Annotated in this window: 13 protein-coding genes and 2 pseudogenes; 10 read left to right on the forward strand and 5 right to left on the reverse strand. The window is 69.1% G+C overall.

What is annotated here, in order from left to right; all coding sequences use genetic code 11:
- Nucleotides 1-4 precede the first annotated feature (4 nt).
- Nucleotides 5-1,048, reverse strand: a complete 1,044-nt coding sequence (locus tag QFZ29_RS11230; protein ID WP_306896698.1) for a 4-hydroxy-3-methylbut-2-enyl diphosphate reductase — start codon at nucleotides 1,046-1,048, stop codon at nucleotides 5-7.
- 57 nt (nucleotides 1,049-1,105) lie between these two features.
- On the opposite strand from QFZ29_RS11230, the pseudogene xseA reads away from it, so the two are divergent.
- The 7 genes and pseudogenes from xseA to QFZ29_RS11265 all read left to right on the forward strand — a co-directional run.
- Nucleotides 1,106-2,422 (forward strand): annotated as a pseudogene (gene xseA / locus QFZ29_RS11235) (exodeoxyribonuclease VII large subunit); the annotation flags it as partial.
- Nucleotides 2,423-2,489: 67 nt separating this feature from the next.
- Nucleotides 2,490-2,741: an exodeoxyribonuclease VII small subunit gene (locus tag QFZ29_RS11240; protein ID WP_306894193.1), complete on the forward strand. Its 252-nt coding sequence runs from the start codon at nucleotides 2,490-2,492 to the stop codon at nucleotides 2,739-2,741.
- The gene (locus tag QFZ29_RS11245) at nucleotides 2,741-3,382 is read left to right on the forward strand and encodes a DUF4245 domain-containing protein (protein WP_306894194.1); all 642 of its coding nucleotides are present in this window, start codon (nucleotides 2,741-2,743) and stop codon (nucleotides 3,380-3,382) included. Before QFZ29_RS11240 ends, QFZ29_RS11245 begins: the two co-directional genes overlap by 1 nt.
- 65 nt (nucleotides 3,383-3,447) lie before the next feature.
- Nucleotides 3,448-4,104 (forward strand): carbonic anhydrase, encoded by a 657-nt coding sequence (locus QFZ29_RS11250; protein WP_306894195.1) that lies wholly within the window; start codon nucleotides 3,448-3,450, stop codon nucleotides 4,102-4,104.
- 59 nt (nucleotides 4,105-4,163) lie between these two features.
- A complete protein-coding gene (locus QFZ29_RS11255; protein WP_306894196.1) occupies nucleotides 4,164-5,576 on the forward strand; it encodes a class II fumarate hydratase in 1,413 nt (470 codons plus the stop codon).
- A 171-nt stretch (nucleotides 5,577-5,747) separates the two neighbouring features.
- Nucleotides 5,748-6,089, forward strand: coding sequence for an ArsR/SmtB family transcription factor (locus QFZ29_RS11260; protein ID WP_306894197.1), 342 nt, complete (start codon nucleotides 5,748-5,750; stop codon nucleotides 6,087-6,089).
- Nucleotides 6,086-6,601, forward strand: a complete 516-nt coding sequence (locus QFZ29_RS11265; protein ID WP_306894198.1) for an SRPBCC family protein — start codon at nucleotides 6,086-6,088, stop codon at nucleotides 6,599-6,601. Before QFZ29_RS11260 ends, QFZ29_RS11265 begins: the two co-directional genes overlap by 4 nt.
- A gap of 63 nt (nucleotides 6,602-6,664) precedes the next feature.
- Here QFZ29_RS11265 and QFZ29_RS11270 read toward each other — a convergent pair whose 3' ends face one another.
- From QFZ29_RS11270 to QFZ29_RS11280, 3 genes are all read right to left on the reverse strand, one after another.
- Complete coding sequence (locus QFZ29_RS11270; protein ID WP_241843080.1) at nucleotides 6,665-7,969, reverse strand: PhoH family protein; 1,305 nt, start codon at nucleotides 7,967-7,969, stop codon at nucleotides 6,665-6,667.
- 316 nt (nucleotides 7,970-8,285) lie between these two features.
- Nucleotides 8,286-9,404: an aminotransferase class V-fold PLP-dependent enzyme gene (locus QFZ29_RS11275; protein WP_306894199.1), complete on the reverse strand. Its 1,119-nt coding sequence runs from the start codon at nucleotides 9,402-9,404 to the stop codon at nucleotides 8,286-8,288.
- 51 nt (nucleotides 9,405-9,455) lie between these two features.
- Nucleotides 9,456-10,241, reverse strand: coding sequence for an isoprenyl transferase (locus QFZ29_RS11280; RefSeq protein ID WP_306894200.1), 786 nt, complete (start codon nucleotides 10,239-10,241; stop codon nucleotides 9,456-9,458).
- 73 nt (nucleotides 10,242-10,314) lie between these two features.
- Here QFZ29_RS11280 and trhA point away from each other — a divergent pair.
- A pseudogene (gene trhA, locus QFZ29_RS11285) lies at nucleotides 10,315-11,116 on the forward strand (PAQR family membrane homeostasis protein TrhA).
- Between the two features lie 12 nt (nucleotides 11,117-11,128).
- On the opposite strand, the gene QFZ29_RS11290 reads toward trhA, so the two are convergent.
- Nucleotides 11,129-11,437 (reverse strand): hypothetical protein, encoded by a 309-nt coding sequence (locus QFZ29_RS11290; protein ID WP_306894201.1) that lies wholly within the window; start codon nucleotides 11,435-11,437, stop codon nucleotides 11,129-11,131.
- A 113-nt stretch (nucleotides 11,438-11,550) separates the two neighbouring features.
- Here QFZ29_RS11290 and QFZ29_RS11295 point away from each other — a divergent pair, with 113 nt between their 5' ends.
- Complete coding sequence (locus QFZ29_RS11295; RefSeq protein ID WP_306894202.1) at nucleotides 11,551-11,958, forward strand: DUF4307 domain-containing protein; 408 nt, start codon at nucleotides 11,551-11,553, stop codon at nucleotides 11,956-11,958.
- Between the two features lie 57 nt (nucleotides 11,959-12,015).
- Nucleotides 12,016-12,507, forward strand: a complete 492-nt coding sequence (greA, locus tag QFZ29_RS11300) for a transcription elongation factor GreA (RefSeq protein WP_306894203.1) — start codon at nucleotides 12,016-12,018, stop codon at nucleotides 12,505-12,507.
- Nucleotides 12,508-12,514 lie beyond the last annotated feature (7 nt).

Here is a 12,514-nt window from a genome sequence, read left to right on the forward strand (position 1 = left end):
CGCTCTAGCTCTGGTCGCTGCGCGCCCGGCCGCCGAGCGCCCGGGCGTCGCGGTTGCCGGCGAGGTCGTTGCGCAGCTCCTTCGGGAGCGAGAAGATCAGGTCTTCCTCGGCCGTCTTGACCTCGGCGACCTCGCCGTAGCCGGCGTCGGCGAGCGCGGCGAGCAGCTCTTGCACGAGCTCTTCGGGCACGGATGCCCCGCTCGTCACGCCGACGGTCTCGACGCCGTCGAGCCATTCCTGCCTGACCTCGCTCGCGTAGTCGACTCGGTAGGCGGCCTTCGCGCCGTACTCGAGCGCCACTTCGACGAGCCGAACGCTGTTCGAGCTGTTGGCTGAGCCCACGACGATCACGAGGTCGGCGTTCTGCGCGACCTTCTTGATCGCGACCTGGCGGTTCTGGGTGGCGTAGCAGATGTCGTCGGACGGCGGATCTTGGAGGTTCGGGAACCGCTCGCGCAAGCGCCGCACGGTCTCCATCGTCTCGTCGACCGAGAGCGTGGTCTGTGAGAGCCACACGACCTTGTCAGGGTCGCGGACCTCGATGTTCGCCACCTCGTCGGGACTGCCGACGAGGGTGACGTGATCGGGAGCCTCACCGGCGGTGCCCTCGACCTCTTCGTGCCCTTCGTGGCCGATGAGCAGGATCTCGAAGTCGTCGCGGGCGAAGCGAACTGCCTCGCGGTGCACCTTCGTGACGAGGGGGCAGGTCGCGTCGATCGCGTGCAGGCCGCGATCGGCGGCCGCGTTCACGACGGCCGGCGAGACGCCATGCGCGCTGAAGACGATGTGCGCGCCCTCGGGAACCTCGTCGACCTCGTCGACGAAGATGGCTCCCTGCTGCTCGAGCTCGGTGACGACGTGGATGTTGTGCACGATCTGCTTGCGCACGTAGACCGGCGCACCGTAGTGCTCGAGGGCCTTCTCGACGGCGATCACCGCGCGGTCGACGCCGGCGCAATAGCCGCGGGGCGCTGCGAGCAGCACACGCTTGTGTCCGGGGACCGGGATATCCTTGAGCCGGCCGCGCACGCCCGGGACTCTGGGCATGCCGAGGCCGATTCGCGGGGCATCCGTCAAGCTCGTCACGATGCCCATCCTACGCGGCTGAGATGGACCGAAAGGCTGGGAGGCCAGATGACGGATGCACCGGCGACACGTGACGCGCCGTGGCCGGTCGCTCTGCTCTCGGGCAAGCTCAAGCAATACATCGACCGACTCGGCACGGTCTGGGTCGAGGGCGAGATCACGCAATGGGGCGTCTCCGCCGGCAACGTCTACGGCAAGCTGAAAGACCTCGACGCCGACGCGACCCTGTCGTTCCAGGTCTGGTCATCGGTGCGGGCCCGCTTCACCGAGCAGTTCAAGGCGGGCGACCGGGTCATCGCCCTCGTGAAGCCGAACTGGTGGGTCAAAGGCGGCTCGCTCTCGATGCAGGTCTTCGAGCTCAGGCACGTGGGCCTCGGCGACCTGCTCGAACGACTCGAGCGGCTGCGCACCGCACTCGCCGCCGAGGGGCTGTTCAACGCGTCACGCAAGCGCCGGCTGCCGTTCCTGCCAGGTGTCGTGGGCCTCATCACCGGCAAAGACAGCGACGCCGAGCACGACGTGGTGCGCAACGCCAGGCTCCGCTGGCCCGCCGTCGACTTCCGAGTCGTGCATGCGGCGGTGCAGGGCGACCGCACGGTGCCCGAGGTCATCGCCGCGATCAAGCGGCTCGACGCCGATCCCGACGTGCACGTCATCATCATCGCCCGCGGCGGCGGCGACTTCCAGAACCTGCTGGGCTTCAGCGATGAGCGCCTCGTGCGTGCCGCTGCGGCGGCATCCACCCCCATCGTCTCGGCCATCGGGCACGAGGCCGACCGGCCGCTGCTCGACGAGGTGGCCGATCTCAGGGCTTCGACGCCCACGGATGCCGCCAAGCGCGTGGTGCCCGACATCAGCGAGGAGCTCGTGCGCATCGAGCAGGCGCGAGCGCGGCTCAGCATGCGGCTCTCGGCAATCCTCGGCCGCGAGATCGACCGCATCGGCCACCTCCGCTCGCGTCCGGCGCTCGCCGACACCTCGTGGATCGTCGACCGCCGCGCCGAAGACCTCACGAGATGGGTCGCGCGCGGCGCCGAGCTCATCGATCGCACGCTCGAGCGAGCCACGTCGAGCACAGCCGAACTGCGAACGCGACTGCGATCCCTCTCACCGCAAGCCACGCTCGATCGCGGCTACGCGATCGTGCAGGGCGCCGACGGGCACGTCGTGCGAGCGCCATCGGCGGCGCCCGACGGCACGAAACTCCTCGTCACCCTCGCCGAAGGCGCGATCGCCGCCGTCTCTCGCGGCGAAGTGCCCGATCACCGGGCACCCGCGGCCGACGCTGCGCGCGGCTCTGCGCCCGACTCTGCGGCCGGCTCCGCCGCCGACTCTGCGGCCGGCTCCGCCGCCGACTCTGCGGCCGACTCCGCGGCGAAGCGTGCCGGTGGCCCCGAATAGAATGGATGCCATGTCCTCCACGCCCGATGTCGCCGAGCTGAGCTACGAGCAGGCCCGCGACGAGCTCGTGCGCGTCGTCGGCGAACTCGAGCAGGGCTCGGCGACGCTCGAGCAGTCGCTCGCGCTGTGGGAACGCGGCGAGGCCCTCGCGGCACGGTGCGAGGAGTGGCTCATCGGAGCGAAGGCGCGACTCGACGCGGCGCGTGCAGGCAGCGCGGCCCGCGCAGCATCCGACCACGCCGGCGAACACTGATGGCCGCGCGACCGCCGCGGGTCGTCGCCGAACTCGGCCGGCCCGAGACGCCCGAAGAGACCGCGGCACGCCTGGCCGAGAACTCCCGCCTGCACCGCCAGCGCCAGACCCTCAAGAACCTCGTGCTCGCCCTCGGTGCGAGCCTGGTCGTGATGCTCGTCCTCGTGCTGCTCGTGCCGCGCAGCGACACGCCCATCGAGCCCGACATCGACGTCGCGGCGGTCGCCGAGCAGGCGCAGATCGCCAGCTCCGACCCGCTCGCGGTGCCCGATCTTCCCGAGGGGTGGCGCGCGAACGCGGCCGAGCTGCGCAAGAGCGAGGCCGACGGCGTCACCGCGTGGTACGCCGGCTACCTCACGCCGAGCGACGAGTACGTCGGCATGTACCAGGGGCTCGAGGCGAATCCCACGTGGGTCGCCGGCCTGCTCGAGCGCACGCTCGCGAGCGGGACGACGACCATCGACGGCATCGACTGGACCGTGTACGACAACCGCGAGTCGACCGACGATGTGGGCAACGCCCGCTACGGCCTCGTGACCGAGGCGGGCGGCAACACCTTCGTGCTGATCGGCACGGCGACGACCGACGAGTTCGAGACGATCGGCGCGGCACTCACGACCACCGTCGAAGCACAGCGCTGATCATCGAGCACCGCACCGGCCACCGACTACACCGACCGACGACCCGCAGCACCGAGAGGACCCCCGTGAGCGACCAGTCGACCGAACGTCCCGAGACGCCGGCTGCCACCTGGCGTGAGCTGCGGCGAGGCAACGAGCGATTCGTCGCCGGCGAGCCGCAGCATCCGCGGCAAGACGTCGACCACCGCACCGCGCTCGCGGCGCGCCAGCGGCCGCTCGTCGCGATCTTCGGCTGCAGCGATTCCCGCCTGTCGGCCGAGATCATCTTCGACGTCGGTCTCGGCGACGCCTTCGTCGTGCGCAACGCCGGCCAAGTCATCTCCGACTCGGTGCTCGGCTCGCTCGAATACGCGGTGGGGGTGCTCGGCGTGCCGCTCATCCTCGTGCTCGGTCACGACGAGTGCGGCGCCGTGCTCGCAGCGATCGAGTCCCAGACGCCCGATGCAGCACCGCTCCCGGCGCACATCAACTCGATCGTCTCCCGTATTGTGCCGGCCGTCCGGCGAGTGGCGGGGGGCGACCCGTCCCTGCCGATCGAGCGCGACCACGTCGACGCGGGCTTCGTCGGACGCGAGCATCTGCGCGACACGGTCGCCGAGCTGCTCGAGAGCTCCGAGATGATCAGCGACGCGATCGCAGCCGGTACGCTGGCTATCGTCGGCGCGAACTACCGCTTGCTCGAAGGGCGCGCCGAGACCGACATCGTCGTCGGACGCATCTGACCGCCGCATTCGCGGCTCCCGCCGGGAGGGCCCGGCACGCAACCGAAAGGGATCACACCGTGGTGGACAACCCCGCCGACTATCGGATCGAACACGACACGATGGGCGAGGTGCGGGTGCCCGCATCGGCGCTGTACCGTGCGCAGACGCAACGCGCCGTCGAGAACTTCCCCATCTCGGGCTCTGGGCTCGAGATCCAGCAGCTCCAGGCGCTCGCACGCATCAAGAAGGCCGCCGCGCAGGCGAACGCACGTCTCGGCGTGCTCGACGCCGACATCGCGAGGGCCATCGAAGAGGCGGCCGACGAGGTCATCGAGGGTCGCCACGATGCCGTCGAGCACTTCCCCGTCGACGTCTACCAGACGGGGTCCGGCACCTCCTCGAACATGAACATGAACGAGGTGCTCGCGACGATCGCGACCGAGAAGCTCGGCGCCCCGGTGCATCCGAACGATCACGTCAACGCCTCGCAGTCCTCGAACGACGTGTTCCCGACCTCGGTGCACATCGCCGTCACCGCGGCACTCATCGACGACCTCATCCCGTCGCTCGACCACCTCGCCGTCTCGCTCGAGGCGAAGGCCGACGCGTGGTCGGGCGTCGTGAAGGCCGGCCGCACGCACCTCATGGACGCCACCCCGGTCACCCTCGGCCAGGAGTTCGGCGGCTACGCGCGCCAGATGCGCCTCGGCATCGAGCGAGTGCGCTCGGCGCTCCCCCGCGTCGCCGAGGTGCCGCTCGGCGGCACCGCCGTCGGCACGGGCATCAACACCCCGGCCGGTTTCCCGCAGCTGGTCATCGAGCTCCTCCAGCAGGAGACCGAGCTGCCGATCACCGAGGCGGTCGACCACTTCGAGGCGCAAGCCAACCGCGATGGGCTCGTCGACGCCTCGGGCGCGCTCCGCACCATCGCCGTGAGCCTCACGAAGATCGCCAACGACATCCGGTGGATGGGATCGGGGCCGAACACCGGCCTCGGCGAGCTGAACATCCCCGACCTGCAGCCTGGATCCTCGATCATGCCGGGCAAGGTCAACCCCGTCATCCCCGAGGCCGTGCTCATGGTCGCGTCGCGGGTCATCGGCAACGACGCGACGATCGCGTGGGCCGGGGCATCCGGATCCTTCGAACTCAACGTGCAGATCCCCGTCATGGGCACGGCCTTGCTCGAGTCGATCCGCCTCCTCTCGAACTCCGTGCGCGCGCTCGCCGACAAGACGATCGACGGGCTCGAGGCCAACATCGAGCGCACGAGTGCCCTCGCCGGCATGTCGCCCTCGATCGTCACGCCGCTCAACAAGCTCATCGGCTACGAGGCCGCAGCGAAGATCGCCAAGCACTCGGTGGCGCAGGGCATCACCGTGCGCGAGGCCGTCATCGACCTCGGCTACGTGGAGCGCGGCGAGCTCTCCGAGGAGCAGCTCGACACGGCCCTCGACCTGCTCTCGATGACGCGGCCGCCGCAGGCCTGACTCGCGCTCACGCACGCGGAACGCCCACTCGCTCCGAACGCGTCACTTCCGGGACATCCGGCTGGCCCGATCGCGCCAACCGCGTCGGGAAGTGACGCGTTCGCCTTGCGACTCCCCGACGATTCCGGTGTAATTAACGTGTTCGTTAATTAACTAAGGACGCAACTTTTCGTGGACGAGCTGAGCGCCATCTTCGCGGCCCTTGCCGACCCGACGCGGCGGGCGATGCTCGCGCGACTGGCAACGGGCGAGGCGACGGTCGGCGAGCTCGCAGCTCCCCACGACATCAGCCTTCCGGCTGTCTCGCGACACCTCAAGGTGCTCGAGCGGGCAGGGCTCGTGACCAAGGGACGTGACGCCCAGTGGCGTCCGTGCCGACTCGAGACGAAGCCGCTCGAAGAGATCGACGAGTGGATGTCGACGTACCGCGCGTTCTTCGAAGGCCGCCTCGACGCCCTCGACACGCATCTGAACACCATCACGGGCCGATCGGCCGAGAAGGAGAAGTCATGACCGACACGGAGTCCTCGACCGACACGAGACGCGGATTCAGCATCGTGCGGCACCTCGATGCCCCGCGTGAGCTCGTCTTCCGTGCATGGACCGATCCCGCACAGCTGCACTGGTTCGCGGGGGTGGCGCCGTCGGCGGAGCATCCGTCGACCGTCGACCTCCGGATCGGCGGTGCCTGGCGCGTGTTCCTCGTCGAGCAGAACGACGAGGCCCGCTCATACGTCACCGGTGGCGTCTACCGCGAGATCGCCGCGCCCTCGCGCCTCGTCTTCTCGTGGGGCGCCGTCGGCGGCTGGCCGGAGATCGATCCAGAGGACCCTGACGGTCTCGACCGCCTGCCCATCGTCACCGTCGACCTCGACGCGATCGGCGCGACGACCCGGATGACCCTCCACTTCGGCTTCGCTGACGCCGTTCCCGACTCCCGCGTTCGCGAATGGATCGCGCTGGGTGTCGAGCCCGGCATGAACGCGACGATCGACCGCCTCGCCCCGCACCTCGCACGTTCATGATCGCTCGGGCGCTCGGGCGCTCGGGCGTTCGTCTGAACGTCGCCCGAGCGCCCCGCACTCGCGCTAGTTCAGCTCGGCGCCGTCGAGCATCTCCGAGACGAGTGCGGCGATCGCTGAGCGCTCCGAGCGGGTGAGGGTGATGTGGGCGAAGAGCGGATGCCCCTTCAGGGTCTCGATGACGCTCGCGACGCCGTCGTGGCGACCCACACGCAGGTTGTCGCGCTGGGCGACATCGTGGGTGAGCACGACCCGCGAGTTCTGCCCGATGCGGGAGAGCACGGTGAGCAGCACGTTGCGTTCGAGCGATTGCGCCTCGTCGACGATCACGAACGCGTCGTGCAACGAGCGGCCGCGGATGTGGGTGAGCGGCAGCACCTCGAGGATGCCGCGATCGATGACCTCCTCGAGCACATTGTCGGAGACCACGGAACCGAGGGTGTCGAACACCGCTTGCCCCCAGGGGTTCATCTTCTCGCCCTGGTCGCCTGGCAGGTAGCCGAGCTCCTGGCCGCCCACGGCATAGAGCGGGCGGAACACCATGATCTTCTTGTGCTGCTGGCGCTCGAGCACCATCTCGAGGCCGGCACACAGGGCGAGCGCCGACTTTCCGGTGCCCGCGCGCCCGCCGAGCGAGAGGATGCCGATCTCGGGGTCGAGCAGCAAGTCGATCGCGAGCCGCTGCTCGGCCGATCGGCCGTGCACGCCGAAGACGTCGCGATCGCCGCGCACGAGCTTCACCTCGTGCTCGCCGACGACCCGGCCGAGTGCAGACCCTCGCTCCGAGTGGATCACGACGCCCGTGTTCACGGGCAGGTCTGCCACGGCCGCCGTCGTCATCACCTCGTGCTCGTAGAGCTTGGCCATGTCGTTCGATCCGAGCGAGAGCTCGGCCATGCCGCTCCAGCCGGAGTCGATCGCGAGCTCGGCGCGGTACTCCTGGGCATCGAGGCCGATCGACGCCGCCTTGACGCGCAACGGCAGGTCTTTCGAGACGACGGTCACGGCGACGCCATCGTTCGCGAGGTTCATCGCGCACGCGAGGATGCGCGAGTCGTTGTCGCCGAGCTGGAGCCCGCTCGGGAGCACCGACGGATTCGAGTGGTTGAGCTCCACCCGCAGCGATCCGCCCTCACCCACGGGGATCGGGAAGTCGAGGCGCTCGTGTTCGATCCGCAGTTCGTCGAGGATTCGCAGCGACTGCCGTGCGAAGTACCCGATCTCGGGATGGTTGCGCTTCGACTCGAGTTCCGTGATCACCACGACTGGCAGCACCACCGCATGCTCGGCGAATCGGAACAGCGCCTTCGGGTCCGAGAGGAGCACCGAAGTGTCGAGCACGTACGTCCGCACCGCTTGCGCATCGTGCACAGGCGTCGCCTCGCCGGATTGCGCCTTGGCGCCACCCGCGGTTCGACCGACGGACTTTGAGGTTTCAACTGAAGCCACGACCGCTCCTGCCCCGAGCGTTCCGCTCGGCTCTCGGCCGGCCGGCGATCCTCCTACGAGCGGTTCACGAGCCGACTCGATCAGGCACCTTGCCTGATGTCTCCGACCGTACTTCGGCGTCGCCGAATCCGCGCCATCGACACGCAGAATGTCACGCGGGTGTCACGCGTCGTTCACATGCGGACGCGGATGTCGCGAGCTGCACGCCGAACGCGCGCCGCTGTCGACGACGCGGCGCTCAGTACCTCGCCGCCGAGCTGTACGACACGAACGCCGCACGCAGCATCTCGAGCGTCTCGCCCGACGTGCCCGAGTGCACGCTCAGGCGCACCCGCCCCTGCCGCGTCGTGGCGGTGACGCCGTGGTTGTGCAGCGAGGCGGTCAGCAGCGTCACCTGCTCGGCGGGCGGCTCGAGCACGACGAGCCCCGCGCGTTCCTGTTCGTCGCGCGACGAGACGACCGCGATGGCGAACTCATCGGCCAGGTCGATGACGCGGCTCGCGCGTTCGGCGACGGCGGCGTTGATCGCCGGCACCCCGACACGGGCGATCTCCTCGAGCGACGCGGCGAGGCGCGCCTCGCCGATCGGGTCGGGGTTCGAGACACGGAACGCCCGGGCGTCGGATGCCGGCGGCGGCACCTCGCCCCAGGGCTCGGCCTCCTCGGTGCCCGAGAACCCCGAGAACACCGGCGTGAGCCGCTCGAGCGCGCGCGACGACAGCGCCATGATCCCGGTGCCCCAGCCGGCGCGGCACCACTTCTGCCCGCCGCTCAGCACGACGTCGGCGGCTTCCCACGGCGCGTCGACCACGCCGAAGCCCTGGATGGCATCGACGATCAGCAGCCGATCACCGATCACCTGCCGGATTCCCTCGATGTCGCTGAGGTACCCGGTGCGCGCGTCGACGAGGCTCACCGCGACGGCGGCCACGTTCGACTCGAGCTGCGCTCGGATCTGCCCCGGCGTGACCTTGCCGTGATCGGTCTCGAGCCAGGTGGGCTGCACGGTGTGCAGCGCCTCCATGGCGCGCACCGCCGCGATGGGCAGGCTCGGGAACTCGTCGGCTGACAACAGCACACCGCCCGTGAGACCGAACATGGCGTGCATGATGCCTTGCGTCGTGTTCGGCTGGAAGACGATCGCCTCGGCCGGGAACCCCGTCACGGCGGATGCCGCCGCGCGAAGCCGCGTATCCTGCTCGGCGAAGGCGTCGAGGCTGCCGTGCCGCGCCCGCTGCAGCACTTGCGTGAAGGCGAGCGCCTCCTCGGCGGCAGACGTCGAGAGCGGGCCGACGCGGGCGTAGTCGAGGTATCCCGGCTCGTCGGTGAATCCGGCGTTGAATTCGTCGATGGTCACGTGGGTGTGCCCCCTTCTCCGAGGCATATTGTGACAGAACGAACGGCCCGATCACCCGCCGAATCGACGATGCCGCTTCGCATAGTCGCGAAGTGCCCTCAGGAAGTCGACTTTTCGCAGGTCGGGCCCGAGCGCTTCGACGAAGTAGAACTCGCTGTGCGCCGCCTGCCAGAGCATGAAATCGCTGAGGCGCTGCTCCCCCGACGTGCGGATCACGAGATCGGGATCGGGCTGGCCACCCGTGTAGAGATGCTCGCCGATGAGGTCGGGGGTGAGTCGCTCGGCGAGGTCTTCGAGGCTGCGTCCCTCGGCATGGTGTGCCGCGACGATCGAGCGCATCGCATCGGTGATCTCCTTGCGGCCGCCGTAGCCGACGGCGAGGTTCACGTGCAGGCCTCGCTTGTCGGCGGTGCGGTGCTCAGCGGCATCGAGGGCGGCGACGAGCGGCTCGGGCAGCCCGGCATCCGACCCGACATGCTGGACGCGCCAGTCGCGATAGTGCGAGAGCTCCTCGGCGAGCTCGGCGATGATCTCGATGAGGTCGGCGAGCTCGCTCTCGGGCCGGTTGCCGAGATTGTCGCTCGAGAGCAGATAGAGCGTGACCGTGGTGATGCCGAGGTCGTCGCACCACTCGAGGAACTCGCGCATCTTCGCGGCGCCCGCACGGTGGCCGTGGGCGGCCGAGTCGTAGCCGAGCTGCTTCGCCCAGCGACGGTTGCCGTCGATGATCATCGCGACGTGGCGCGGACCGGAGGTCGGATCGAGTCCGCGCCGCAACCGGTTCTGGTAGAGGCGGTAGAGCAGGCCGCGACCGATGGAGTGATCGCTCGTGTGCACGGACCCACGCTACCGCCCCGCGGCATCCGGCACTCACAGCGAGCCCTGATCGTCGAAGCTCTACGCTGGCTGGATGACCTCGAAGCGCCGCCGCGAACACGACGATCTCGCGCAGCAGCTCTCCCGCCCGGCCGCGGCGGACGACCCGGCAGATGCCGCGCTCTCCCCCGATCAGCACGGCTCCGACCTGCCGAACATCCCGGTGCTCGACGACGGCATCTCGCGCGCCGACGTGAAGCCCACCTGGCGCGGCTGGATCCACGCCGTCACGTTCCCGATCACGATCCTCGCGGGTGTCGTGCTCCTCGTGCTGGCACAGAGCGCGCCGGCGAAGCTGGCGTCGCTCGTGTTCGTGCTGACCTCGATGCTGCTCTTCGGCAACTCGGCGCTCTACCACCGCTTCGACTGGAAGCCGAAGACGAAGCTGCTCCTCAAGCGCATCGACCACGCCAACATCTTCCTGCTCATCGCCGGCACCTACACGCCGCTCGCGATCCTCGCGCTGCCACCGAGCAAGGGCTGGCTGCTGCTCGGCGTGGTGTGGGCCGGCGCACTGGTCGGCATCGGCTTCCGGGTGTTCTGGATCTCAGCCCCGCGCTGGCTCTACGTGCTGCTCTACCTGCTGCTCGGCTGGGGCCGCGGTGATGTACCTCGGCGACCTCTTCGCGGTGAACGCCCTCATGATGGTGCTCGTCATCGTCGGCGGCCTGCTCTACACGGGGGGTGCGATCGTCTATGCGCTGAAGAAGCCGAATCCGTGGCCGGGAGTCTTCGGCTTCCACGAGATCTTCCACGCGTGCACGGTGCTCGCGTTCATGTGCCACTGGACGGCGACGCTGCTCATCGCCGTCGACCCCACGTACCACACAGGCTGAGCCGGGCCGCGTTCAGCGAGCGGATGCCGCGCCGGGGCCGCTCTCGTCGTCGTCGGCGTTCGGCGCCGGGCTCGAGACATCCGGCGCCACGCCTTCACTCCCGGGCATCTCGGCCTCGAGGCGCTCGACCTCGAGCCGCTCGCGCACCTCGGCGCGGTAATTCGTGCGCCGGATGCGCCGCACCATGTCGAGGATCAGGAGCACCACCACGACCATCAGGGCGAACGTCACGACGAAGCCCCAGACGCCCGGGGTCACGGTGTCGGGGTCGAACTCCTCCTCTGCGGCGATCACGATCGCGCCGGTGAGGCGTGCGATCACGAGCGTGCTCCGGCGACGGAACAAGCGGGCACGACGAGCATCGGATTCCCTTCACCGGGGGCGGGTTAGGCTGGATTCAAGCCTAGACGATCGAGGCGGGAAGGGGCCGAGCCGTGGCCGAGCAGACCGAGGTGCTCGCTGCGCGCTACGGGCGCACACCCGGCACGCGCACTCGCGATCGACTGCTCCTGATCGGTGCTGCGATCGTCTTCGCGATCGTGCTCGTCGCATGGGTCGTGTGGGCGGGGCTCGACGGCCAACGGCCGGCAGTCCAGGCAACCGACACCGGGCATCGCCTCCTCACCGAGCAGCGCGCGGTCGAGGTGAGCTGGACCCTGTCGGTGCCGCCCGGTAACGAGACCGCCTGCATCGTGCAGGCGCTCAACGAGGATTTCACCGTCGTCGGCTGGAAGGTCGTCGAACTGCCCGCGTCGGATCGGCACCTCCGCACCTTCACCGAGCAGGTTCGAACGGCGCAGGAAGCGAACACGGGTTTGATTTACCGGTGTTGGCTCACCTAACATTGGTTGTTCGCCCTGACAGTCGTCGGGGCGTCACGTCTATTTCGGGAGTGCACCATGGCGCACGAAGCCACCGTCACCTGGCTTACCCAGGAGGCCTACGACCGGCTTGCGGCCGAGCTCGAGCAGCTCTCCACCAATGGGCGCGAGGAGATCGCGAAGCGCATCGAATCCGCCCGTGAAGAGGGCGACCTCAAGGAGAACGGCGGATACCACGCTGCGAAAGACGAGCAGGGCAAGCAAGAGGCACGCATTCGCCAGCTGAAGTCGCTGCTGCGCTCCGCGCAGGTCGGCGAGGCGCCCACCTCCAACGGCGTCGTCCAGCCCGGCACCGTGATCTCCGCGGTCATCGCCGGCGACGAGTCGACCTTCCTCATCGGCAGCCGTGAGATCGCCGGCGACTCCGAACTCGACGTCTACAGCGAGCAGAGCCCGCTGGGCGCCGCGATCCTCGGCCTGAAGGTCGGCGAGAAGACGAGCTACACCGCGCCGAACGGCCGCGAGATCGCGGTCGAGGTCACCGGTGTCGAGACCTGGGGCGGTCAGTAACCGAGAT

Origin of the sequence: Agromyces albus (assembly GCF_030815405.1) — a bacterium.
GTDB classification, from domain to species: domain Bacteria; phylum Actinomycetota; class Actinomycetes; order Actinomycetales; family Microbacteriaceae; genus Agromyces; species Agromyces albus_A.